The following is a 24467-nucleotide window of genomic DNA, read 5'->3' as shown; positions in this document are numbered from 1 at the left end:
GCGTGGGTTATCTGAACGACCCGCATTCCCGTCAATAATGTGGGTGTGTGGATACCCGCCCAGTTGAGTCGCATCAACGCACTGCCCTGGCCTGAAGAGGCTGATGGCGTCGATTACGCTGCACGTCAGTGCGCAAGCAACGAATAAATGATCAGCCCAATTCAGTCACTTTGATGAGCCAGCAGACCCAGCCCCCTACTCCCTTGCCTGCTGCTGATGCAGCACAACGCCGCCTGGTGCAGGTGCTGTTTATCGGCGTCTTCATGGCGGCGCTCGATTCAGCCATCGTGGGACCGGTTTTGCCTGCATTGCGAGCAGCCTTTGGCATCGATAACCGCACTGCCGGGCTGCTCACGACCGTTTTTTCTTTGAGTTCGCTGTGTAGCACGGCGCTGATGGCTTACTTCAGCGACCGCCATGGCCGCCGTCCGGTTTATCTTGCCAGTGTGGCGCTTTTTGCCCTCGGCTCTCTGTGCATCGCCGCTGCACCCAGCTTTGACCTGCTGCTGGTCGGCCGTGTCATCCAGGGCATCGGCGCAGGGGGCATTGCGCCGGTGGCCAGCGCCGTGATTGGTGATGTGTTCACCGCCGAGCGGCGGGGCCGTATTTTGGGGCTGATTGGCGCCACCCATGGCATGGCCTTTGTGCTCGGCCCGCCACTGGCGACCGTGCTCACTTCCACGCTGGGCTGGCGCTGGCTGTTCCTGGTCAACCTACCCGTCGCGCTGGTTGTGCTGTGGTTGGGTGCTCGTAGCTTGCCCCGCCAGCACAGCTTAGCGTCACCTGGGCCCATTGACTTGACAGGTATCACCGTGACTTTATTGTTTCTGCTGTGTTTGGTGCTGGGTATTTCACGCCTGCCGGACTCGGCCACCGGGATGCTGTTGTGGCCTTGGTTTTTGGCTGCCAGTGGCCTACTGTTGGCCGCTTTGGTGATCATTGAGAAACGCCAAGCACAACCGCTGATTCCGATTGACCTGTTTGCAAACCGGCAACTGGCTTTTGCCTATGTGCTGACGCTGGGCGTGGGGTTCTCCATGGGTGGCATTGTATTTTTGACCACCATCGCCACGCTGGCTTATGGGGTCAGCGTTGAGTATGCGGGGCTGGCACTGTTGCCTCTGGTGCTGTGCTCCATGGTGGGCTCCATGGCGGCTGGGCGGCTGCTGAACCGTCTGGGTGCCCGCAACATGGTGATCTTTGGTTTCGGGCTGTTGACACTGGGCTACCTGCAAAGCGCGGTGCCTCAGACCGGCTTTACCGCTTTCGTGGTGGCGTCTGTGCTTGTCGGTATTGGCCTGGGTGTGGTGGTCAGCGGCGCGCTGCGCACCATTGCGATTGATGAGGCGCCGCCGGCGCTGCGCGGCACAGCCCAAGGACTGATCAATATTTTCAATGCCGTGGGGACGCTCTTGGCTGTCACCTGCATCAGTGCCATTGCTGACTTGGATGGCGGCGAGCTGACAGGCTTTGGCCATGCTTATCTTGGCCTGGGGTTGAGCATGCTCGTGATGCTGTTGATGGCGTTCGGGCTGAAAAGGAAGTCGACCGAGTCCACGGTCGAGTCAACCTCTGTAGTGAGCAAGTAATCCGGCCAAAATGGCGCAGAAAAAAAATACCTTCACCTGATATTTTTTACTCGCCAAAGTTCAAAAGCTCAGGTTTTTTTATTGCTGATTTTTACCATAGTCATCCCCATCAATAAGCATGCCCGCCTCATTCAGTCGGATAAACTGGCACTCTAAATAGAAAATGAAAATGCGACGCATGCCCCATCCTGTTTTGTCCAATCGGCTGGGTCTCGCTTGTCGTGATCGGACCCGTCTCGCGGGGCAGCGATGAGCGATTTACCCACCTCACGAGGCATCAGCCGAGGGGCCCTCGTCCTGACGGCGGCCACTGTGGTGAATCTTCCATTCGGCACCGTCTATGCGTTTTCGGTCTTCCTCAAGCCGATGGAGGCGCTGCTCGGTATCGGTCGGGCAGAGATGGCGATCGTGTTTTCCATGGCATCGATCTCTCTCACGATCGGCATGCTCATCGGACCCGCCCTTTACCGTCGCTTCGCTCCTGTGCCCCTGCTGCTGGTTTGCGGCGCACTGAGCGCCTCTGGCCTGCTGATCGCCTCCGCCGCACAGGGTATCGAGCATTTGCTGCTGGGCTACGGCGTTCTGTTCGGAATGGGCGGCGGGGTCGTTTTTATCATGATGCAGCAGGGTCTGAATCAGACCATCAGCCCGATGAGCGGGCTGGCCAACGGCTACGTGGTGAGCTTGTATCCCATGGGTGCCATGCTGGGCGCACCGGTCTTTGGCTGGGCCATCGAGGCGTTCGGTCTGCGCGCAACCCTGGTCGGTCTTGCCCTCACGGTGCTGACTTGCTGCGCAATTGCTGCAATGCTCTGGCATCGTGCCCGGGTTCGCATGAAAGATCCTGGCGCAAGTGCAGCCGACAGCGAGGCCCGCCACTGGGGCTTGTTTGCCCGTCTGTTTACTGTTTTCTTTCTCGCAGCCTCGGCGGGTCTGATGGTGATGAGCCAGGCCGCTGGCATTTTGCAGGCCTATGGCGCAAAAAGCCTGTTTGCGCTGGGAGGCACCACGTTCATCACCGGTGCGATTGCTGCTGCTCGCATTGGTGGGGGCTGGCTCATTGATCGTTTCGCGGTGCCTCGCGTGGCCTGCATGGCCCACCTGATCGCCCTCAGTGGTTCGTGCCTGCTATTGAGCTGGCCGGGGCCGGGCATGGCGGTACTGTCCATGACACTGATCGGCTGCGGCTATGGCTTCATTTCGGGTCTGACGGCAGGTGCCATTGCGCGCTACTGGCATCCCAATGCCTTTGGCCGGGTTGCGGGGCAGTTGTATATTGCTTGGTGCATCGCGGCCATCAGTCTGCCGGTGCTGGCGGGCTGGCTGTACGACCAGACTCAGGGCTATGACCAAGCCATGCGCATTGCCGCTGGCGTGAACCTGCTGGGCGCACTGATGGCTTTGAGCTTACCGGCAAAGGCGAGGTCACAGCTTCAAGCACAGCCTCAAACCCAGCCTCAACCGAAAGTCGAGAAGACCTGAACATGCGGATACACAGCGTCAATGGCGGCTAATATCGCGCACCCAGCGGCGGGTGCAAGGTCATCGTGCTTAGTCACAGGAAATCGGCACTACCCCCTCCAGCTGGTCAAATCGTGGTCGTAGGGAGCAACCTTAAAATTTGCGAGAAAGGAAAAAATATGAATGAAACCTTAAACGACGAGTTGCAAATTCGCAGGATGGTGGAGCGTTGGGCCGTATGGCGAGATGCGGGCGATTGGGATCGTTTTGCCACGGTCTGGCACCCAGAGGGCGTGATGATGGCCACTTGGTTTCAGGGGGCCTATGCTGACTTTATTCGCGTTACCCAGGAAGGGTGGGCCAAAGGTGTCAGCATTTTGCATTTTCTTGGGGGTTCCGCAATCGAGGTCGCCGGTGACCGTGCCATCGCCCAAACCAAAATGACTATTTCACAGCGCGGTATGGTCGAAGGCCAAAATGGTCCCGTCCTCTGCGATGTGGTCTGCACTGGGCGCTTCTATGACTTCGTCACGCACCATGAAGGGCAATGGAAGCTAATTCACCGTCAGCCCATTTATGAGAAGGACCGCATCGACCCTGTTGACCCGACTGCAGTGCTCAATCTTGATCAGAAAGTATTAGCAACCTTTCCTGAAGGTTATCGCCACCTTGCCTATATCCAGACTCGTATCGGGTACAACGTCAAAATGGACATGCCCATGCTCAAGGGGGAAGTTGTCGAGGAGCTTTACAAGCGAGGTGCGCACTGGCTTTCAGGTGGACAGCTCCAACGCTAAGCACCGATCCATTTTCCAAAAAGGAGGCAATGATGAACAAGACAACCCTGAATCGCCGACAACTTGCAATGACTGTCCCTGTGCTGGCAATGACCAGCCTGGCACCCATGAGCTGGGCGCAAAGCGCTTATCCCAACCGGCCTTTGAAAGTGATTGTGCCTCAGCCGCCAGGTGGAGGATTTGACTTTGTGGCTCGTGCCCTGGCCGAGCGACTAGCAAAGCAAATCGGCCAGAGCGTGGTCGTGGAGAACCGCCCCGGCTCGGGCACGCTGGTGGGAACGGATGCGGCGGCCAAGGCCGATCCTGACGGCTACACACTCCTCATGGGCTCGGTTTCCAACATCGCTCTCAACATGGGGCTTTATGACAAGCTTTCTTACGACAGCCTGCGGGATTTTGAGCCTGTAGGCATCGCAGTCAGCTACAGCTACACCCTAATGGCGCGTAACGATTTGCCCTTTAACTCGCTCAAGGAGGTGGTTGCTTACGCTAAAGCCAATCCGAGCAAACTGAATTACGCCTCGGCCGGCAATGGCTCAGGGCAGCACGTATTGGCTGCAGCTCTGTGGCACCTAAGTGGTGCCGACATCACGCACGTCCCCTACAAAGGTGCACAGGCCGCTTACCAAGACCTTTTGGGTGGACGTATCGACCTATTTTTCGATCTCTCATCCACTGCACGCCCCCAGGTAGACAGTGGCAAAGTGAAAGCACTGGCCTTGTCAGGTGCCGAGCGTAATCCGGCTCATCCCAACGTTCCGACCATCCTTGAAAGCGGGGTAGCACAACTGGACCTTGAGTCCTGGTTTGGCTATTTCGTCCCCAGCAAAACACCTGCACCCATTCAAGATCGCTTGCGCAACGAGCTGACCAAGTTGATCTCACAGCCTGATTTGCAAGACCTATTTCGCAGCCGTGGCGGCAAGCCTTTGAACCTGAATGCCGCGCAGACCAAAGCATTGGTCCAGAGAGACGTTGAACGCTGGACCAAGCTCGTGCGAGACATCGGCATTAAAGCTGACTGAAGTACCTCAACAACATGTCATAAATTCCCGGCAAGATCGACCAACGGGATTTGATAAATTTTTTTGAAGAATGTTTAACCATGAAAATCGCACAGCAATCCCTTGACCAGTTGTTTCTCGAGGCCCGAACGGCCAACGGATTCCTCGATAAACCAGTGCCGCTGGACTTGTTACAAGAGGTCTATAACCTGTCTAAGATGGCACCCACGTCGATGAACACCCAGCCCACACGCTACGTGTTCCTGACCACCGAAGAAGCCAAGGCAAGACTCATGCCGACCCTCTCCCCGGGGAACCAGGAAAAGACCCGGTCTGCACCTGTAACGGTCATCGTTGCCACCGATACGCGTTTTTATGAGCACATGCCGCAGATCTGGCATGTTGCTGGTGCAAAAGAAAATTTTGAAAGTAACACCACCCTGGCCACAAACACTGCAATCCGTAACGGAACCTTGGGCGGCGGTTATTTCCTCCTTGCAGCACGTGCCGTCGGTCTTGACTGTGGCCCAATGAGTGGTGTTGACTTGGTCAAGGTCAATGCTGAGTTCTTTGCGGACGGTCGCTGCAGTGCAAATTTTCTGATCAATCTGGGTTATGCCGATCGCAGCAAGGAGTTCAAGCGCAACCCACGCTTGTCCTTCGAACAAGCATGTACGGTCATCTGAAAACATCAGCGCATTCGTTTCGACCTCAGATGCCAGCAGAAGCGAAAAAGTCACATGCACATAGTCGTTTCAATCATTGAATTGAAAAATCACCTGATCCAAATGGCATCTTGAAGTGGCAAAGCCACCCATCAACAAAATTTTAAAATTTCCCAACACCCTGAGCTTGTCACCGGGCTCAAAGATCAGCTTTTCGGAAGCGGAGTACGCGGGTAAGAGGAAAAAGACCCGGCGTGAGGTCTTCCTCGTAGAGATGGAGCAGGTGGTGCCGTGGATCGCACTGCTGAAGGTCATCGAGCCTCACTATCCAGTGGCCGGACGCGGTCGCAGCGTGATCTAGTCCTCAGCGACTATGTCCGCCGCCTGATGAATACCTTTGACGCGTTCTATCTGCTGTTAGAGATTGCGTTACCGCTCAGGCGCAAGTAAGTTCGGGCCGTTCAATTACTGGCGAAGGGCTATTCCAATAGCGCCATGTTCGAAAGCAATTCGCCTCGGACATCGCCGTGCGTAACCAGCGGCGGACTGTTAACACCAAGTTTCACACGCACAAACGTAAGCAGGCGGTGGCAGTGGCGCAGCTTCTTGGGCTCGTGCGCAAACCCGTAAGCCACCCTCCTTCACTACCAGCCTGCAATTTCGCTTCACGTTCGTGAAGACAAACGGCACCCGTCAGGCCAAGCTCGATCTGAAGTAATTAGCCGCCAACCGCGTCCTTGGTGCACTTCTTCACGTTGGCGGTCTTTGCAGCGCCTGCGAGCTTCTTCTCGGTGGCGGCCAATTCGCACGTCGCCGCTGCGTCGCTTTCACACTTCTTCATGAACGCTGTTTTCGCGGCCCCGGCAAGCTTCTTTTCGGCTGCTGCTGCGGTGCATGTTGATGCGGCTGCGGGGGCCTGAGCGAAGGCGCTCAAGCTGATGAATGCAGCGGCGAGGATGACGGTGGATTTGATCATTTGAAGCTCCATTTGAATGACGCATCCATGATACGCGCCTCGATGACCTGGTGATGACGAGCATCTAACCGCCGAGGCAGATTTGAACGAGGAGCTGACTTTTGACTGACCAAGGGAGATAGCCGGACACCTGCATAGACAATTTTATTTTTGCTTAATGGCTGCTCATTGAGTTTCGGCACACTTGGTCAAATCCGGGTCGGCGGCAACACATATCCCTTGTAAAAAAGCTCATTTATTTAAACAAAATTATCTTTATTTATATTTTAAGTATATCTATTAACGCAAAATTTATGCCATTTCTTGTGTCGTCATTCCTGAGTACCAACTACGCGAGGGTTTGGAGCACATGTGGACAAAGGCTTGGGGTGACCCATGACCTTTAGGTCAGACCAGCGAACTTATCGAATCCCATTAGACTCAGGCTAAGCCTTTAAACGCTCTACTCACCAGGTTTTAGGTCGGCAAACTTTTGTGCCATGGTCGGGTTGCCTCGCGTCAATTTCTTGAACGCCTAAGAACAGCTATGCCAACATCCAGCTACAAGAGCAAACCATCAAAATCCAGACCGTCCCCGGTTCTGGATTCATCAAGGTTTTTCTGCAAGCCATCCAAAACAGTTTCTACAACCCGGCCACGGGGCTTTTCAGCACGACAAGACCTGATGAGGGCTTTGAGCCGCTGCTGATCGAACCGCAGTTTGTTGCAGCCGACCGAAAACTGACCCTCTAGGCATGCAGCTCCTTGCTTGGATCAAGTCCTCTGCCCATAAGATAAATGGGACAGGTCTTTTTTTGATCAGGATAAGTACTTGATTCGCACATACAAAGCATCAGTCAAAGTCAAGGTCAACGGAAGAACGCCGATCGTTGCCACTGAAATCCGAGCGCCCAATTCGCAAGACGCTCGATGGCTGCTTTGGGCCATGTACGGTTTTCACAGCATCCTTGCAGGACCGGCACTGCAATAACGCTAAGACAGCGTGCACCGCTGGCACACACCTGATATTTCGTTGGCTGGTTGGAGTAGCTGTGCATTAATTGACTCAAATTGTCGGCAATCAGGAAAAAGCATCCTCAAGGATTGCAGTGACGGCCCCCGAGGGACAAGTCATTTGAATTCTTTTCGCTTCTTGCAAGAACAACTTGGAGCGCCCTTAAAGCTATATAGCTCTAATGCCATTGACGGGCTTCAACATGAACTTTAATATGAGCCTCATGCAACCCGCATCGTCCTTCATTGTTGTCAGGTACAAGACTTCAGCAACTGTCATGCCAAAGCATGCGCGCCTTCGTCAAGCCATCATTGGTGCAGTGGAAGCCGGCGAATTGCCCGTGGGCACCAAGGTCACGGGAGAGCGTGAACTCAGTGAGGCGCTTGGCCTGAGCCTTGGAACAACTCAAAAGGCCCTGGGGCGTTTGATGGACGAGGGCTTTCTGGTGCGCAGACAAGGCCATGGCACGTTCGTAGGCAGCATACGGCGTCCCATTGTGGACTCATGGCATTTTCGCTTTCTTCCCCCCGGTGGCGGGCCTGCACTGCCAGTATTCGCAACCATCCTTGAACGTCAACTTGTGCGCGAGGATGGCCCTTGGTCTGCTGCCCTCGGCATGGACCCAAAAGGCTTTGTGATGGTTCGCCGCAGCCTAAACATTGGCAGCAAATTCACCTGCACCAGTCAGCTGTATTTGCCCGCTACAAGGTTTTCAAAGCTTTTGAGGATGGCCGGAAAGCGTCTCGAAGACACCAACCTCAAAAAGGTTTTGGCCAATGATTTTTCTGCGCCCACTTTGGAGTCAGAAGGAATGGCCTGGGTCACACAGCTGGATGCTAAAGATTCATCCTTGATGGGGATACCACCCAGCACCTTCGGCCTGCAGGTTCACATTATCGGTCGCAGCTTTGGCCATGAGCCCATCAGTTTCCAACGCATGTGCGTGCCCCCCACGCCTTATGCCTTGAAATTTGATTTCAATCCACCCGGACCTTTTTTAACATCCTGAAGCCAAGCTTACTCTTACATATGCGCAACAACGCCTTCCACTCCACATACCTAAACGACCGTGCGGGTCACGCCATGATTTCGCCCGATACGCCCTGTGAAGCGGGCTCTTTTGCCTCGCTGACGCTGACCTACACCGCCGGCTATTTCGGCATTGACGACACTGGAAGTTTGAAGATCGTGCATCGCTTTGCAAGTGATATGGGCAAGATGCAATTCAATGATCCAGCTGGTTGGAACTATGTCACGGCCGAAGCCAGCAATGGGGCTGTGCTTGAACTGCGCTACGACATGAAGGGCAATATTCGACCTTGGGACAAAACATTACTTATACGTGTACAGCGCGGCTTCCTGCGCGATGGTGAAACCATCACAGTGCGCATCGGCGACACACGCAAAGGCTCACCTGGCATACGCATTCAAACCTTCACTGAGCCGACGTTTGAATTCAAGGTGCTGGTCGATGCATTCGCTACATACAACTATGTCGAGCTTCCCTTGCAACCTACCATCTCCGTTGTGGCAGGACCACCCGTCGGATTCAAGGCCATTCTGCCAACGCAGCGCAAGATAGGCCAGTCCTTTAATTTCGGATTCAAGGGCGAGGACAAGTGGGGCAACCCAAGTCACCAAACCAAGGGACGTTTTTTACTGGAGCCGTCCCTGCCCGTCAAGGGATTGCCTTTGCACATTGACATAGATGACGCTCGGCTTGCTACAACTTTGCGTGACCTGAGCGTGGAGCAGACGGGTGAACTGCGTGTAACAGTGCGTGATGCAGCAGGCACCATTGTTTGTACCAGCAATCCGCTTCGCATTGAAGCAGCACTCGATCTGCTCCCATTTTGGGCCGATCTGCATGGTCAATCGGAAGAAACAATCGGTACAAACTCGGCCCGCGAACTCATCGAATTTGCTCGGGATCAGGCATTTTTGGATGCCATGAGCCACCAAGGAAACGACTTCCAGATCACCACGCCTTTCTGGGAAGAGCTCAACCGCCTCACCGCCGAATACAACAAGGATGGGCAGTTCATCATTTTTCCCGGCTATGAGTGGTCAGGCAACACTGGCCTGGGTGGTGATCGAAATGTGATGTTCCGTGACGAGGGTCGGCAGATCCATCGTTCACACCATGCGCTGGTAGAAGACCTGAGCGACGTCGCTACCGATGCCAACAGCGCTGCAGACCTCTTCACGGCCCTTAAGGACGAAAACGCCGTCGTTTTCGCGCATATTGGTGGGCGCTATGCCGACATCAAGGTAGCGCATGATGGCCGAATCGAGCGATCCGTTGAATTGCATTCAGACTGGGGAACCTTCGAGTGGCTTTTAGAAGATGCGTTTGACCAAGGTTACCGTGTTGGTGTTCTGGCAAATTCAGACGGCCACAAGGGCCGTCACGGTGCAAGCCATCCAGGCGCATCCTTGTTCGGCGCTTATGGTGGACTGTCTTGTTTGCTGGCCAAGGACTTATCGCGCGATGCGTTGTTTGAAGCACTTCGACGCCGCCATCACTATGCAAGCACAGGTTGCCGTGTTCACCTGGATACCAGGGTGCGATTCGACTCGCCAGCACAACTTTATGGAGACGATCCCAATTTAGGCGGAAGCGTCATATCCACCGTTCTTGAAGCGCGCATGGGTGACATTCTCCAGTGCGACGACGACAGTGTGACTCTCGAAATTGACGTATCAGCAGGTGCGCCCATTGAACGCATTGAAATCCGCAACAGAACCAGCGTATTTGAAACTTGGCGCCCTTACGCTCAGCCGCAATTAGGCCGCCGTATCCGCATCATCTGGGAAGGCTCAGAGTATCGTGGCCGTGGTCGTCAAAGTGTGTGGGACGGGACAGCAACGTTTGAGGGCAACAGCATTGAAAGCTTTCAGTCCATCAACCTTTGGAATATCGACAAACCATTGCATAAATCCCAACACAACCAGCTCTCTTGGTCTGCATTAACGACAGGTGGTTTTGGTGGCGCCGACATTTTGCTCAAAGAAGGCACTTCAGGAACGCTGAAGTTTGATACGGGCCTTGTAAAGGCCAACATCAATGTGGCCGACATTGGACTAGAAGACACGGTGCTAAAAACAAGCGGTGGCATCAAACGCCAAGCGCGTGTCTTCCGGATGCCTGAAGAAAACAAGGCTTTCACCGCCAAGTTGTCTCACCGCATCCCACGCAGCAAAGTTTTTGAAGACGCACTCTACGTTTGCATCACTCTCGAAGATGGCCACCTCATCTGGTCCAGTCCCACCTACTTGCTGCGCTAATTCAGCGCATCAGCGATGTTTTCCAACTCACCGTTTAAGTCCCATCCACTCCACAACCATTGAGAGGTTTGACCATGAAGATGCACCGCGCCACCCTTGCAGCACTTGCCCTGACTTTCGCAATTTTTCCCTTTTCACAGGTTCATGCGCAAGCTTATCCTGCGCGGCCAATCAAACTGCTGGTGCCCTTGGCAGCGGGTAGCACAGCAGACATTCTCTCTCGCACCATTGGGACAGAACTTGCCATGGCAATGGGTCAACCCGTGGTTGTTGACAATAAGCCTGGCGCAGGTGGAACTATTGCAATGGCAGAGCTCGCGCGGGCTACGCCAGACGGTTACACCATTGCGTTTGCTTCTCAAGGCACCTTGGTTTTTAATCTCTCGTTGTATGCCAAACCAGGGTACGACTCTTTGAAGGATTTTTCGCCGATCTTGCATGTTGGTGGCGTGTCAAACGTGATGGTTGTACCTCCTGATAGCGCTGCCAAAAGTCCCTTTGACATCATTGCTGCAGCCAAAGCCAAGCCTGGAACCATGACCTTCTCGTCCGGTGGCAGCGGAACCAGCCACCACCTCTCTGGTGTTCTGTTTGGACAGCTGACCGGGACTGATTTGGTCCACGTGCCTTACAAAGGTGCGCCACAGGGTATTTTGGCTGTCATGAGCGGTGAGGTAAACATGGGATTTTTCAACACCCCCACAGTCATCAATCAAATTAAAGACAACAAACTCAAGGGCTTGGCCGTTACAAGCCTCACCCGGTCGCCGCTGCTACCCACAATGCCCACGCTGGATACAAGTGGCGTGAAGGGATACGAAGTCAACACATGGTTTGGATTCATAGCCCCCGCAAATACCCCGCCTGATGTCGTCTCAAGACTTCACACAGAGATAGGTAAAATTTTGGCGATGCCTGCCATAAGAGACAAGTTGACCTCGCAAGGCTTTGAACTTGCACCTTTTACGCCCCCCTCAGGCTTCACGAAGATCATCAGGGAGGACCTAGGCAAGTGGCCCGGAATCATCAAGGCATCAGGCGCAAAGGTGGACTGAGGTCAATTGCATTTTTCGTCTTTGGCCCAGCCCGCGAGCATATGGCCCACTAGGTTTTCCTTGACCCATTGGGCGCGTTGGGTTGGCGTTTGGTTGGTGCGCACGACGAGCGTTTAAAGGGCTAAACCTTCCCAGGCTCACCTGCTGAGCCTTGGCATCCACTACCATCACAGAATTAATAATTTTGTGAGTTTTGGCCATGCATTTGCCGAACAGGCTTGTTTTCCCCCTTTTGGCCTTATGGCTTCTGTGCTCGATTTCGATCACTGCGTTCGCAGCACCACCTAACTCCCGCCAACTCTACGAGCGTATTCGTCCATCCGTCGTGGAGGTGGTCACTCAGAACCGGGCCAACCTGGGCGTTTCTTCCGTAGCCAGTGGCTTTGTGACCCACCGAAAAGATTGGGTCATCACCAACTACCACGCCATCTCTGATTCGATTTTTGAGCCTGACGACAATGGCCTTCACGTTGTGTCGCTGGACCAAGGTGAGCTCAAAGCCGAAATCATTGCAGTGGACATTCAAAATGATTTGGCCATTTTGAAGGTGGAACAAACTCTGCGGGTACCGTTGTTGGAATTGCGCGAGACCTTGCCCGACCGCGGCGAGTCAGGCTATTCCATGGGCAAGCCAGGCAGTTATCAGCACAGCATCGTGACAGGCACTTTTAACGGTGTATCAGACAAAACCTCGACACCCCTTATCATTTTCAGCGGCGCAATCAACGGCGGCATGAGCGGTGGGCCCACCTTGGACGGGTATGGCCGGGTCGTTGGTGTGAATGTTGCAACCAGTACGAAATACCAACTGGTTGGACTGGCTGTTCCTGCTGAGGCTGTGGGACAACTGATTCGCCGCAACACCCAGCAAAAGATCCCCAGTTTGGATGAACTGCGCAAAGATATTGCGCGCCAAGTCAGCGCTTTCAATCAACAAATTGTGATGCGTTTCGACCTTCCCACGCACAGCGTTCGGCGGCTTGGGCCGTTTCAGGTTCGAGGCGACATATCAAGAGAACAACCCTGCTCTGCCATTCGCAAAGACACACCGAACGACCACTACAAAAGAATTGACCAACGGTGTGACTCGTCAACAAGCTTGTACATCTCAGACCAGCAAAACGCGGGCCACATTGTCATGGGCAGTTTTTGGTTCAACAGCGAGAAGATGAGCTCACACGGACTTGCACGATTGGTCGAAGATCAGCTCACTCACTTGCGCAACGTGAAGAAAAGCGATGGACCCACGGCCTCTTGGCATTGCACCGAACAACGTTTGAGGGGGCGTTTTGACCTGCCCATTCAACTGAATGCTTGCCGTCGCGCTGTTGAAAAGTTGCCGGGCTTGTTTGACTTTAGATTCCGATACATACCATTGGTACCTGGCCCCGATGCATTGCTGGTAGCCGTCAGCATGTCTGGCTTCGATGACCAAAGTGCCAAAGCCATTTTGCTCAAAAGCATGGACAGTCTGAGCTTCACTCCCAAGGCAGCACCATGATGTCACGCTCACACTTTTCTGCACCCGTATTGATCCTGATCTGGCTAGCCGCTCAGCTTTGGGTCTATTTACCCTCATACAGCAGCGTCACTGATGCCGCGCTCATCACCAAGTTGATGGTTGAGGAAATCGCCATCTTGACTTGCTGGATCAGCGCTTGGTCCTGGGTGACATGGCAAGAGCAAGGCCGCACCAGGCTAGCTGAACACACCATCATTGCGGCTGGTGCTTCCATAATAGATGCGGCAGTTCTGAACTACGCCATACCGTGGATGTTCTTTAGCTTCGGCTGGCCATGGCCCAATGACATGCATAACACGCCTAAAGCAGCGCTCATCACGCTGGCTGTGCTGATTCACCTCCACATGGCGAGTCGCAATGGATTGAATCGTCGGTTGTTTGCTTTATGGCTGGCAGGCAGTGTTTTGGCCATGGTCCTTGTTACGGCAGACACCTGGGCCAAAAAGAACGATCAGGCGGCAGCCGAAAAGTTGCCCTATTCACCCAACATTTATGCACCTGCTTTTGTCGTCACGCCTGAGCACAAACTTCGCGAGGGCTTGGAGCACATGTGGTCAAAGGCTTGGGGTGATCAGTAATCAACCGACGATACCTCGTCCATGTGCCTGAACTTGTAGTGTCGATCGAGCAGGTGAGTTTGCTTTACCGGCGAAACAGGTTCAGCCGCATACTCGGCCAAACTTTCGTTTGGCCTCCTACACAAGATTTGGGGCACCCTTCGCTGCAGAAAGGAACTCTGCTAAAAGTGCGTTCACTTCCTCAGTACGCTCCTGTTGAACCCAATGACCTGCGGCTTCAATCAAGTGGCTGCCGCGGTACTGTGTGCAGATCTCGCTCATGCGCTCCAGCGCACCGGGAGATTGGTAGGTTCCCCAATCTCTCGCGCCTGAGATGAACATCGCCGGGACATCGACGGTCCGATCCGAGAACGCTTTAAGCTCACCATTGAAACGGGAGTCGGTACCGATGCGGTAGCCCTGCAGCCCACCCTGAAACCCGGTGCGTTGATATTCGCCGGAATAAACAGCCAGTTCTTTGTCAGTCAGCCAGGTGCAGTTGGTGATCTCGATGGCTGTAGGCATTTCACTGGCAACTGTTTGCGCCATATTACGGCCCATCTCCATGACGTAGTACGTCGGCAAGCGAGCCATTTCACTGGCTGCCCAAGAAGCCAGCGGAAACGGTTCGTTACCAGGCCAGTCGCCGCTCTTGAAGTGGAAGTACGCCCTCAGGAAATCATGGACCCCTTGCGGACAGTTCCACATGTCCGCATCGGCCTCGCGTGTTGAGTAATACCACCGGTAGTGTTGACGCGGTTTGGTCAGGGCGGCCAGCGCCTCAGGCAGACCCGTGAGAGGCAATGTGCCTTTCGGCTGGCTTGCGCTGGTACCCTTGGGCAGCGCGGGCGCCCCGGGAAATGCGGCGCTCATGAGTACGACGGACTGGAAAACATCGGGACGCAGCAGTGCACACCAAGCGGCAACGACCGAACCGTAGTCATGACCGATCACTGCAGCAATGCTGTCGTAGCCCAAAGCCTTGACAAGTCCGACTGTATCGCTCACCCGGTTGATCAGGGAGTAGGGCATCAGGTCGTCGTCGTACCCGACGGCTGCACTGCTGCTGCGACCGTAGCCGCGCAAGTCGGGTGCTACGACGTGGTAACCAGCCGCAGCCAAGAACGGGATCTGCTTGCGCCAGCTGAAAGCGCACTCCGGGAACCCATGAAGCAGAAGCACGCACGGGCGGTCGGGCTGCTCGAAGCCTGCCTCGAGCACGTGCATGGTGCACCCGTTGTTGTTATCAACAAGCCGGGAACGTATGCCTTGCGGCAAAAGCTCCTGGCCATACAGTACGTCAGAGTTCATTTGTTTTTCACCCGTTTTACCTGCCACCTCGCGCACTCAGGCGGGCACTTCCTCGGCATGAAGTGGCATGCCGAGTTCGCGCAGTGCAGCCTGCACCTTGCCGATCGGAACCTGCCGCACTGAAACGCCCTACTCTACCGCAATGGCGGCCTAAACCGCTCCTTAAGCAAATTCGCCCTGTCTTGGCTGCCCGCCAGCACATACCGCACAAACTCGTTGTCCGCCTCTAAGTACCGCATGTCATCGCTTTGCAGTGTGGCCTGTTACGCCAGCGCCATGGCCACATGGCTCTTGCCAATGCCCGGTTTGCCCACAATCAACGCATTTCCTATCCGTTCCGCTCATCTGTTAGCCACTTTCCACAAGCACTCGGGCTCCAAGATTTATAAACTTGAGCATCCATTCAACATCTGTTCGGGTGGGTGAACTTAAGAGACAAAGGAATTCACATGTACCTCGCTGCAGAAAATGACCTGAACATCGTTACTGCACTTTATAGGCATCTCAATACGAAGCCTGACTCTATCGCATACCAATCTCTGGGAGTACGATTGAGTTTTGCAGAGCTTGAGCGAGTCACCAATCAGATCGCCAATGCATTTGGAGCAATGAATCTGGGACGCGGTGATCGTGTCGCCTGCCTGACCAGGCACCACCTACCATGCATCTTGTTGACCCTGGCTGCATGCAAGGTTGGTGCCGTTTGCATGCCTGTCAATTGGCGGCTCGCTGCCGAAGAACTCGATTACATCTTGAGCCACGGGGAGGCAAAGTTGCTTCTAGCGGATCAGAGTTTTGTGGAGGGAGTCGCCAAAGAACTGGCTCCCACCACTTGTCAATCACTGAAGAAAACAGTGTGCTCTGAAGGGGCTGCGGGTGAGGTGCCCGGATTCTCTGACTGGTACGGTGCCTATTCGGATAAGTTTGAGATGGTTTCCGTCGATCTGGATGACGCGGCGCTACAGCTCTATTCATCCGGCACCACCGGATTGCCCAAGGGCGTTGTCTTATCACATCGCGGCTTACTCTCAACCAGTCGAACAGTTTCCCTAGACTGGGGCTTCGGTGCTGATGGTTTCCTTGGCAACCCTTTGCCAACCTTCCATGTGGCTGGTATGACCATGCTTTTGCTCACCCTGTACACCGGAGGCCAAACCTATGCATACTCGGAATTTGACCCGGTGACGTTTCTGAACAGCGTTGCGGAGCAAGGTATAACGCATGCATTCTTGGTGCCAGCAATGCTGCTCTTCCTATTGCAGACCCCCCACGCCGATAAACGTGACTACAGCTCTCTCAAGCTTCTCGCGTATGGGGGGTCTCCAATCAGTGATCGTGTTCTGGAAGATTCGATGCGACTTTTCCAGTGCGATTTTTTGCAAGTCTACGGGTTGACAGAAGTTTCGGGCCCCGTAACTTTCCTCAACCAGCAAGACCACCGCGATGCAGCGACACATCCAGAGCTGTTGCGCTCTGCCGGCAAGCCTGTTGGTGGTGCACGATTGCGCATCGTCGATCCAGTAGCGTGTGAAACCTTGCCCTCAGGATCAACAGGGGAAATATGGATCGAGTCCGAGCGAAATCTTAAGGAGTACTGGCGCGATCCGAAAGCCACAGAAGCAGCCTTTCCGGAGGGGCGAAATAAGAACGGGGGTTGGTTTCGCTCTGGTGATGGCGGGTACGAGAAGGACGGCTACTTGTTCATTCATGATCGAATCAAAGACATGCTTATATCTGGTGGGGAGAATATCTACCCTGCCGAGATCGAAAACTTGTTGATGAAGCACCCTAGTGTTGCCGACGGAGCCATTATTGGCGTTCCTGATCCCATCTGGGGCGAATCAGTAAAGGCTGTAGTGGTGCTGAAGCCAGATGCCCAACTCGATGAGCGTGAACTGATCGATTGGATGCGGGAACGGATGGCGCACTTCAAGTGCCCAAAGTCTGTCGATTTCGTCGATGCGATGCCACGCAACTCCACAGGTAAGTTGCTCAAACGGGTTTTGCGTGAGCCCTACTGGCAGGGTAAGCAGCGCGCTGTCAATTGAGCGAATGGAAGTCCTCAAAATTTGTCTGTGCGATGCCGCAACCAACTTTCCAGAATCCGATGAAATCGACATCTCAATTGTTATGACCGCGCCTGCACACCGTGACTCGCTGCATCAGCGTGGAATGCCGAAGTTGTCGTTCGTTTATTCGCAGGTGCGCTTCTCGGTATCGCAGGACTGGGCGCGACAAAGCTCGACCTTTGGAGAAAAATTGTTCCAGCTTCAGGTGGTGAGACACAAGCTGATGGACGTACTGCTGCGCACCGACACGGCGCCCCGCCATCTGCGCGAGTTGTCATATATCAATAAGCATTGCATCAGCGATCTAGCCCAGATGGTATCCCGTATCGCCATGGCCAAAGTGATTGCTACACAGGTCATGCAGTTCTTCACGGATCAGGTGCTGCAGATTCTTGGTGGCATGGGCGATCTAAGAGCTAACAAGAGTGCGCCTATCTACACCGAAGCTAAGTTGATTATGATCGCTGGCGAAACCGAAGAGACATTAAATGACCTCGTAATGCGTCAGATGGGCGTCTGCATCGATTTTGGAAAAGGGGGGACATTTGAAAGAAATTACTCAAGACCTTCTCGCTGAATACCAAGAGCTGGATCAGTTGTGTCAGAGCCTGACTATGTCGCAGTGGCAGACGCGTAGCAACTTCTATGGATGGACTCCTTGGGATGAGATCGCGCACCTCTGCTACTTTGATGAGACTGGCCTGCAGTCGGCCCATACCCCGGAGGAATTTACGCGAGATTTGAGCATTCTGACCAAGCGCCTGGAACAAGGGCAAGAAATCAGCGCCATTGCCCGCGAATGCTACATTTCCTTAGATGGACCTGCACTGTTGCAGCATTGGAGATCGCGCTATGAGTCCTTGGTATCAGCCCTTGCTGCGCTCGACCCGAAGGAACGCCTCGCCTGGTACGGACCATCGATGAGTGCCCGATCGTTTGCATCGGCTCGGATCATGGAAACTTGGGCTCACGGCCAGGATATCTGGGACGTGGTGGGGCGCGTTCGCCCCGCCAGTGCCCGGCTGTATCACATAGCCCATTTGGGCGTGACCACATTCAAATGGACCTTTGTCAATAGGAAGCTACAGGTGCCCGAACGTTTACCTCGCGTTGAGCTCAGAGCTCCAGATGGCACTACATGGTGCTGGAATGAAGCGAGTAGTGACCAGTTTGTGAAAGGTAGTGCCGTTGATTTTTGTTTGCTGGTGACTCAGCGACGGCATTTGCTGGACACCGATCTCATGTACAGCGGCGAAGGGGTGAGAAAATGGCTACCGATGGCCCAATGTTTTGCGGGTCCGCCAGCTGAAGGAGTGCCTGCGGGCCAGCAAGGACGGCGGACCTGAATATGGTTGTCGAATCAGGTTTCCCTCTGACCTTGGATTTAAAGGCCTGCATCAATGGTTTGTTATCGCGAATGATTTTTGGGCAGGGCGAACGAACCCTGGCTGACCCAACCTTTGCCAACCTCTTTCTTTTCAGGGCCGTCCATCGATATCGCTTTCTGCAGGGTGATTGGCCTTGCATTAGTGGTCAGAGCTATGACGGCCTTACGTATTTGTTGCCGCTGTTCGATCTGCGGACAGCTCCGCTCGACGTGCTTCGTGATCTGCTCTGTGGCCATGTTGGTTTTTTTCCCGTGTCGGGTTTCCAACTTGAAGGGTTAGATCCACAACGCTTCGAATGGACTGCCTTACGCGACGACGCCGACTATGTGTATCAGGCCCAACAGTTCGTTAACTACCGTGGCAGCGCACTCCAAAAAAAACGCAACCTGGTGAAACAGCTGCATGGTGCCCATGTCGTGACCGCTGAGCCATATACGATGCAAGCCATGGACGAATCATTGGATATTCTGGCGCGGTGGATGCATGCCAAAGGCAAGTCCACTGGAGAGGCCGACGACACCGCCTGCAAGGACGCATTAAATCTCGCAATGAAGCTTGGTCTGGAGGGCTTTGTGTACCGGGTGAACAACGAGGTGGTCGGTTTTCTATTGATGGAGATGCTGCAGCCGGGTGTCTGCGTCGTTCGATTTGCCAAGGCACTGGACCGCTTCAAAGGCATTTATCAGCACATGTTTCAGCACCTTTGCCAATCCAATCTGGAGATTCAGTGGCTCAACTTCGAGCAAGACATGGGCATTGTCAACCTGCGCCAAACCAAGATGTCGTACCAGCCAACCTGGCTTCTACCAAAGTACCGCGTCCATCTGCGCTGAGCCTTTTTCAGCCACTTCGCGCAAGATGAACCAAGCGCTTTCAATTACCATAGGTTGAACTATTTTCAAAGCTATGGCACAGATTGAATCAAGCATATTTGTCACCGGTGAGGCATTTCAGAGCAATAGGAGTGGCATGCTGGCACTGCTTGAGCGCGTTCGTGCTTATGAACGAAAAAGCGTGGAGAAGTCAGAAGGCTCCCGTGGTCGATTCGAGAAACGCAAGCAATTGCTACCGCGTGAACGCCTGTCATTGTTGCTGGATCCTGGCACACCGTTTCTGGAGCTGTCGTCTTTGGCCGGGCTCGGCTTGGACAACCCGGACCTGGACAAGAGCGTGCCCGGCGGTGGTGTGATCGCAGGGGTCGGAACTGTCTCGGGTGTGCGTTGTATGATCAATGCATCCGATTCGGGCATCGATGCGGGCGCCTTGCAGCCCATGGGTCTGGACAAGCAACTCCGCGTCCAAGAAATCTCACTTGAAAACAAGTTGCCCTATATTCAACTGGTCGAGAGTGCAGGGGCCAACCTAATGGCCTACCGGGTTGAAGAGTTCGTGCGTGGTGGCAATTTGTTTCGCAACCTTGCGCGAATGTCTGCCGCAGGTTTGCCGGTTGTTACCGTTACACACGGGTCGTCTACCGCTGGAGGTGCTTACCAGACGGGCCTATCCGATTACATCATCATGGTTCGCGATCGCTCGCGGGCATTCCTGGCCGGCCCACCCTTGTTGAAGGCTGCGACTGGTGAAGATGCCACCGAAGAAGAACTCGGTGGGGCGGTGATGCACACCACCATCTCTGGTCTGGGGGACTATCTCGCCGAAGACGACCGGGATGCGATCCGTATCGCACGCGAAGTGATGTCCCTAATCGATTGGACGCGCGACACCTATACCGATCTCCGTAGCTTCAAGCCGCCCCGTTACGACGCTGAGGAGCTGCTGGGCATCATGCCCATGGACCACAAACGGCCGGTGAATATGAAGCAGATCATTGCCCGTATCGCCGACGATTCGGATTTCCTTGAATTCGGCGCCAGCTACGGCAGTGCGACAGTGTGTGGGCACATCAAGATCGAGGGCTGGCCGGTGGGAATTGTCACTAACAACGGTCCAATCGACACGGCAGGTGCAAACAAGGCCACCCATTTCATCCAAGCGTGCTGTCAGAGCAAGACCCCCATTCTTTACCTGAATAACACCACCGGCTTCATGGTGGGCAGAGCCTTCGAAGAGGCGGGCATCATCAAGCACGGGTCAAAGATGATACAGGCCGTGACCAATGCATCCGTGCCGCAGATCACCATCTTCTGCGGCGCATCTTTCGGTGCCGGCAACTATGGCATGTGCGGTCGTGGCTTTCACCCGCGCTTCTGTTTCTCATGGCCTAACGCAAAGACAGCGGTCATGGGCGGAGAGCAAGCGGCGAAGACCATGGCTATCGTTACCGAGGCAGCTATGAAGCGTAAAGGTGCAGTCGACCATAACGCACTAGAGGAACTTCAGGAACGCATCATCGACCGCTTTGACAGACAGATGAGCGTGTTCGTGACCAGCGCGCATTTGCTGGACGATGGTGTCATCGACCCCCGTGATACCCGCGCTGTTTTGGCCAAGGTGCTGGCCGTTTGCCGCGAAGGCGACGCGCGCGAGCCCCAAGCCATGCAGTTTTCCGTGGCCAGACCGTAAGCCGGTACAAAGCTGGCATGAAGTTCATCCTCGAATACGATCTGCATTCAACTACGGGCGTGCGCTAGGCTGCTGAATAGGTGAACCCGCATGTGGAGCAGAAAATGAAATTTGTCTACCCTTTAGCGATTGGTCGCCTCATTCGGGACAACCAGAAAGTCCACCACAAGCTTGCCGAGTTCCAGGTGATGCTGCAGGCTCTCACCAAGCAAAGGGGTATTTTCCCAAGTCGACCTGATTATTCTGTTAGGCCAACTCCAATCATTTTTTCTTAGATGCTCCGATCATGCCCGCTTCCACCCCATTCTCAAAAGTCTTGATCGCCAATCGAGGTGAGATTGCCTTACGTGTCATGCGCAGCGCCCGTGCACTGGGTTATCGCACGGTTGCCGTGTATTCGACGGTCGACGTCAATGCCCGCCATGTGATGGAGGCCGACCAGGCGGTTTGTATTGGTGAGGCGCTGCCCGCCCAGTCGTACCTCCGAATTTCGGCCATGATCGAAGCTGCCCGCTTGGCTGGCGCTGACGCCATTCACCCTGGCTATGGGTTCTTGGCAGAAAACGAGGACTTCGCAAAAGCCTGCCAGGACGCAGGCTTGGTTTTCATTGGACCTTCGGCCAAAGCTATTCTGTCCATGGGCAACAAGGCAGGTGCGAAAGAACTGATGCTCGCTGCCGGTGTGGAATGCATTCCCGGCTACCATGGGCAAGACCAGAGCGTTGAACGTCTGAGTCTGGAAGCTGTTCGCATCGGTTATCCGGTGATGATCAAGGCGGTGGCCGGTGGCGGCGGGCGCGGGATGCGCCTAGTAACCCACGAGGGCGAATTTAACGAGCTGCTGCGGAGTGCCCAGTCAGAAGCCAAGAACGCTTTCGGAGATGCCTCTGTGATCCTAGAACGCGCCCTCATCGAGCCTCGTCACATTGAGATTCAGGTTTTTGCCGATCGCCATGGCAACGCTATCCACTTGGGTGAGCGCGACTGCTCGGTACAGCGGCGCCACCAGAAAGTGATCGAAGAGGCACCGTCCCCTGCGGTATCGCTTGATCTGCGTGAGCGCATGGGGGCTACCGCAGTAACTGCCGTGAAAGCCATTAGTTATGAGGGCGCTGGGACCCTGGAATTTTTGCTGGATCGGAATGGCAACTTCTTCTTCATGGAAATGAACACCCGCCTGCAGGTTGAGCACCCAGTGACCGAAGCCATCACCGGCTTGGACCTTGTTGAACTGCAATTTCGAGTGGCCTCTGGTGAGCCTCTGCCGATTTCACAGTCTGACGTTCAATTTAATGGGCACGCCATCGAGGTTCGATTGTGCGCGGAGGATGCTGACAAAGGCTTCATGCCGCAAAGTGGTGTTATGGACCTTTGGCAGACGCCACCAGAATTGCGCGTGGAGCATGCCCTATCGTCAGGTGCGGAGATTTCCCCTTTCTACGACTCCATGATCGCTAAACTAGTGGCTCACGGCGTTACCCGCGAAGAGGCTCGACGTAAGCTGTTGAGCGGCGTTCAAGATACCGTTGCCCTTGGGTTGAAAACCAATCAGGTGTTTCTGTCACGCTGCCTGGCCCACCCTGTGTTCATCCAGGGTGGCGCCACCACCTCCTTCATCGCACAGAACCTGGACGTCCTTTTACAGACTGAAACGGAGGTCCAGACCATAGCTACTGCGCTGGCCTCAGTGTTGCTGGTTGAATCGGCCGAGGGCACCAAGGCACCCGTTCATGGACGCCGACTGACCCATAGCCTGGCCATTCATGTGAAGTTAGAAATCAACGCAGAGCCGCGCAATGCCGAATTGATCCACCAAGGGCAGCACCGCTACTTGGTGGCGTCCGAAGGCCGGAGTTTCGATGTAGACCTTGTCGGCATTGACGCAGGCAACGCACGTTTTATCGTAGGCGGTGTGATGGAAAGCGTGGTCTATAACGTCCAAGGAACCCGCCTGTTGATGCACTTTCATGGCATTCCCTTCGATGTCAACGATCACACCCGTGCCGCCAGCACACGCCCGGATGTTGCCGGCTACAGTGATGGGAAACTGCGTGCAACCATGAACGGCAGAGTGGTCGCTGTACTTGTTTCTGAGGGAGACCGTGTTGAAGCAGGACAACCAATAGTCACGCTCGAAGCCATGAAGATGGAGCACATTCACTCCGTGCCAATGGCAGGCAAGGTTAAGTCGATCAACGTAACTATGGGTGAACAAGTGCAGGCCAACGGGGTAGTCGCAGAAATCGAGATAGATGGAGACAACGCATGAGTGGCTCGGTAGTTCTCCATGAACAACGTGGTTCGGCGTTCTGGATCACCCTCAACCGACCAGACAAACGCAACGCGATCAACGCTGCGGTGATCGCGGGTATTCGCGAAGGCTATCGACGGGCACATGCGAATCCCGATACGCGCGTTATCGTGCTGACTGGGGCAGGAGACAAGGCATTTTGTGCTGGTGGCGACCTTCAACCGAACCAGGGCTTTGAGTTTGATTTTTCGCGTCCGAATACGGACTACGCGGACATGTTACGCGAGGCACAAAACGCCACACTGCCATCCATCGCCCGCATCAATGGCGTGTGCATGGCTGGTGGCATGGGCCTGTTGTGCATGGCGGACATGGCCGTGGCTGCTGAACATGTGCACTTCGGGTTGCCCGAGGTCAAAGTGGGCGTATTTCCCATGCAGGTATTCAGTCTGTTACAGGACATCGCGCCACGCCGCGTCATTCGTGAGTGGGCGCTCAGTGGAGAGCCGTTTTCTGCGGCAGAAGCGCTCACGGCCGGATTGCTTAACCATGTGGTTCCCGCCGCTGAGCTGGATGAGCGAACAGAGTGGTTGATCGGTCGCATTGTAGATAAGTCACCGACAGCGATCCGTCGTGGCAAATATGCGTTGCGTGCCATAGAGGCTATGTCATTCGATCAAGCGATTGCTTACACCGAAAGCCAGATAGCTCTGCTGTCCATGACCGAAGACGCCAAAGAAGGGCTGGCTTCCTTCAACGAGAAGCGCAAGCCTTTCTGGAAAGGGAGATGAAAATGAATCTATCGCTTTCAGACATCTTCGACCAGATCAGAAGGTGGCTTTGGTGACGGGTTCTTTTACGTGAATTGGTATGGACACCGTTTGTTTATTGGCCCTGAACTGAGCTCACTTGATCATCATCATCTGCAAGCCAGCACCTCGAATTTATAGCGCCAGGAGAACGAGAGTTCGGAGGCCCCATGGAACAGTGGTACAGAAAGGCCATTCTCTGGCCCCC

The 24467-nt window shown here is 54.6% G+C and carries 19 protein-coding genes and 1 pseudogene; 18 read left to right on the top strand and 2 right to left on the bottom strand.

The genetic code is table 11. The features are described 5' to 3' along the window. The first annotated feature begins 173 nt into the window (after positions 1 to 173). The 6 genes and pseudogenes from B9Z49_RS07710 to B9Z49_RS07685 all read left to right on the top strand — a co-directional run. A complete protein-coding gene (locus B9Z49_RS07710) occupies positions 174 to 1589 on the top strand; it encodes an MFS transporter (protein ID WP_108352868.1) in 1416 nt (471 codons plus the stop codon). A gap of 249 nt (positions 1590 to 1838) precedes the next feature. Further along, positions 1839 to 3071, top strand: coding sequence for an MFS transporter (locus B9Z49_RS07705; RefSeq protein ID WP_108352867.1), 1233 nt, complete (start codon positions 1839 to 1841; stop codon positions 3069 to 3071). 158 nt (positions 3072 to 3229) lie between these two features. Beyond that, positions 3230 to 3847 (top strand): nuclear transport factor 2 family protein, encoded by a 618-nt coding sequence (locus B9Z49_RS07700; protein WP_108352866.1) that lies wholly within the window; start codon positions 3230 to 3232, stop codon positions 3845 to 3847. 107 nt (positions 3848 to 3954) lie between these two features. Next, positions 3955 to 4872 (top strand): tripartite tricarboxylate transporter substrate binding protein, encoded by a 918-nt coding sequence (locus B9Z49_RS07695; protein ID WP_158273449.1) that lies wholly within the window; start codon positions 3955 to 3957, stop codon positions 4870 to 4872. A gap of 80 nt (positions 4873 to 4952) precedes the next feature. Next, positions 4953 to 5537, top strand: coding sequence for a malonic semialdehyde reductase (locus B9Z49_RS07690; protein ID WP_108352864.1), 585 nt, complete (start codon positions 4953 to 4955; stop codon positions 5535 to 5537). 184 nt (positions 5538 to 5721) lie between these two features. After that, positions 5722 to 5865 (top strand): annotated as a pseudogene (locus B9Z49_RS07685) (IS5/IS1182 family transposase); the annotation flags it as partial. Between the two features lie 369 nt (positions 5866 to 6234). Here B9Z49_RS07685 and B9Z49_RS07680 read toward each other — a convergent pair. After that, positions 6235 to 6492 (bottom strand): PsiF family protein, encoded by a 258-nt coding sequence (locus tag B9Z49_RS07680; RefSeq protein WP_108353032.1) that lies wholly within the window; start codon positions 6490 to 6492, stop codon positions 6235 to 6237. 1175 nt (positions 6493 to 7667) lie between these two features. Here B9Z49_RS07680 and B9Z49_RS07675 point away from each other — a divergent pair. The 5 genes from B9Z49_RS07675 to B9Z49_RS07655 all read left to right on the top strand — a co-directional run bounded on the left by B9Z49_RS07675 (position 7668) and on the right by B9Z49_RS07655 (position 13929). After that, a complete protein-coding gene (locus B9Z49_RS07675) occupies positions 7668 to 8495 on the top strand; it encodes a GntR family transcriptional regulator (protein WP_108352863.1) in 828 nt (275 codons plus the stop codon). A 74-nt stretch (positions 8496 to 8569) separates the two neighbouring features. Further along, positions 8570 to 10774: a DUF3604 domain-containing protein gene (locus tag B9Z49_RS07670; protein ID WP_233254555.1), complete on the top strand. Its 2205-nt coding sequence runs from the start codon at positions 8570 to 8572 to the stop codon at positions 10772 to 10774. A 74-nt stretch (positions 10775 to 10848) separates the two neighbouring features. Next, positions 10849 to 11829 carry a tripartite tricarboxylate transporter substrate binding protein gene (locus B9Z49_RS07665; protein ID WP_108352861.1) on the top strand — a complete coding sequence of 327 codons (981 nt, stop codon included), beginning with the start codon at positions 10849 to 10851 and terminating at the stop codon, positions 11827 to 11829. Positions 11830 to 12061: 232 nt separating this feature from the next. Beyond that, positions 12062 to 13330 carry a serine protease gene (locus B9Z49_RS07660; protein ID WP_158273448.1) on the top strand — a complete coding sequence of 423 codons (1269 nt, stop codon included), beginning with the start codon at positions 12062 to 12064 and terminating at the stop codon, positions 13328 to 13330. Further along, positions 13327 to 13929 carry a hypothetical protein gene (locus B9Z49_RS07655; RefSeq protein ID WP_108352859.1) on the top strand — a complete coding sequence of 201 codons (603 nt, stop codon included), beginning with the start codon at positions 13327 to 13329 and terminating at the stop codon, positions 13927 to 13929. The genes B9Z49_RS07660 and B9Z49_RS07655 overlap by 4 nt, the downstream gene beginning before the upstream one ends. Before the next feature lie 117 nt (positions 13930 to 14046). On the opposite strand, the gene B9Z49_RS07650 is transcribed toward B9Z49_RS07655, so the two are convergent. Beyond that, the gene (locus B9Z49_RS07650) at positions 14047 to 15219 is read right to left on the bottom strand and encodes an alpha/beta fold hydrolase (protein WP_108353031.1); all 1173 of its coding nucleotides are present in this window, start codon (positions 15217 to 15219) and stop codon (positions 14047 to 14049) included. 449 nt (positions 15220 to 15668) lie between these two features. Here B9Z49_RS07650 and B9Z49_RS07645 point away from each other — a divergent pair, with 449 nt between their 5' ends. From B9Z49_RS07645 to B9Z49_RS07615, 7 genes are all read left to right on the top strand, one after another. Further along, a complete protein-coding gene (locus B9Z49_RS07645; protein WP_108352858.1) occupies positions 15669 to 17267 on the top strand; it encodes a long-chain-fatty-acid--CoA ligase in 1599 nt (532 codons plus the stop codon). Between the two features lie 4 nt (positions 17268 to 17271). After that, positions 17272 to 17865, top strand: a complete 594-nt coding sequence (locus B9Z49_RS07640) for an acyl-CoA dehydrogenase family protein (protein ID WP_158273447.1) — start codon at positions 17272 to 17274, stop codon at positions 17863 to 17865. After that, positions 17834 to 18634 (top strand): TIGR03084 family metal-binding protein, encoded by an 801-nt coding sequence (locus tag B9Z49_RS07635; RefSeq protein ID WP_108352856.1) that lies wholly within the window; start codon positions 17834 to 17836, stop codon positions 18632 to 18634. Before B9Z49_RS07640 ends, B9Z49_RS07635 begins: the two co-directional genes overlap by 32 nt. Before the next feature lie 2 nt (positions 18635 to 18636). Beyond that, positions 18637 to 19509: a DUF2156 domain-containing protein gene (locus B9Z49_RS07630; protein WP_108352855.1), complete on the top strand. Its 873-nt coding sequence runs from the start codon at positions 18637 to 18639 to the stop codon at positions 19507 to 19509. Between the two features lie 73 nt (positions 19510 to 19582). Further along, positions 19583 to 21199, top strand: coding sequence for an acyl-CoA carboxylase subunit beta (locus tag B9Z49_RS07625; protein ID WP_108352854.1), 1617 nt, complete (start codon positions 19583 to 19585; stop codon positions 21197 to 21199). Between the two features lie 286 nt (positions 21200 to 21485). After that, on the top strand, positions 21486 to 23468 hold the full coding sequence (locus tag B9Z49_RS07620; RefSeq protein WP_108352853.1) for an acetyl-CoA carboxylase biotin carboxylase subunit: 1983 nt from the start codon (positions 21486 to 21488) through the stop codon (positions 23466 to 23468). Next, the gene (locus B9Z49_RS07615) at positions 23465 to 24241 is read left to right on the top strand and encodes an enoyl-CoA hydratase/isomerase family protein (RefSeq protein ID WP_108352852.1); all 777 of its coding nucleotides are present in this window, start codon (positions 23465 to 23467) and stop codon (positions 24239 to 24241) included. The genes B9Z49_RS07620 and B9Z49_RS07615 overlap by 4 nt, the downstream gene beginning before the upstream one ends. The last annotated feature ends 226 nt before the right edge of the window (positions 24242 to 24467 follow it).

Source organism: Limnohabitans sp. 2KL-51 (assembly GCF_003063645.1).
Classification (GTDB): Bacteria; Pseudomonadota; Gammaproteobacteria; order Burkholderiales; family Burkholderiaceae_C; genus Limnohabitans_A.
This window is presented reverse-complemented; position numbering and strand designations above follow the sequence as displayed.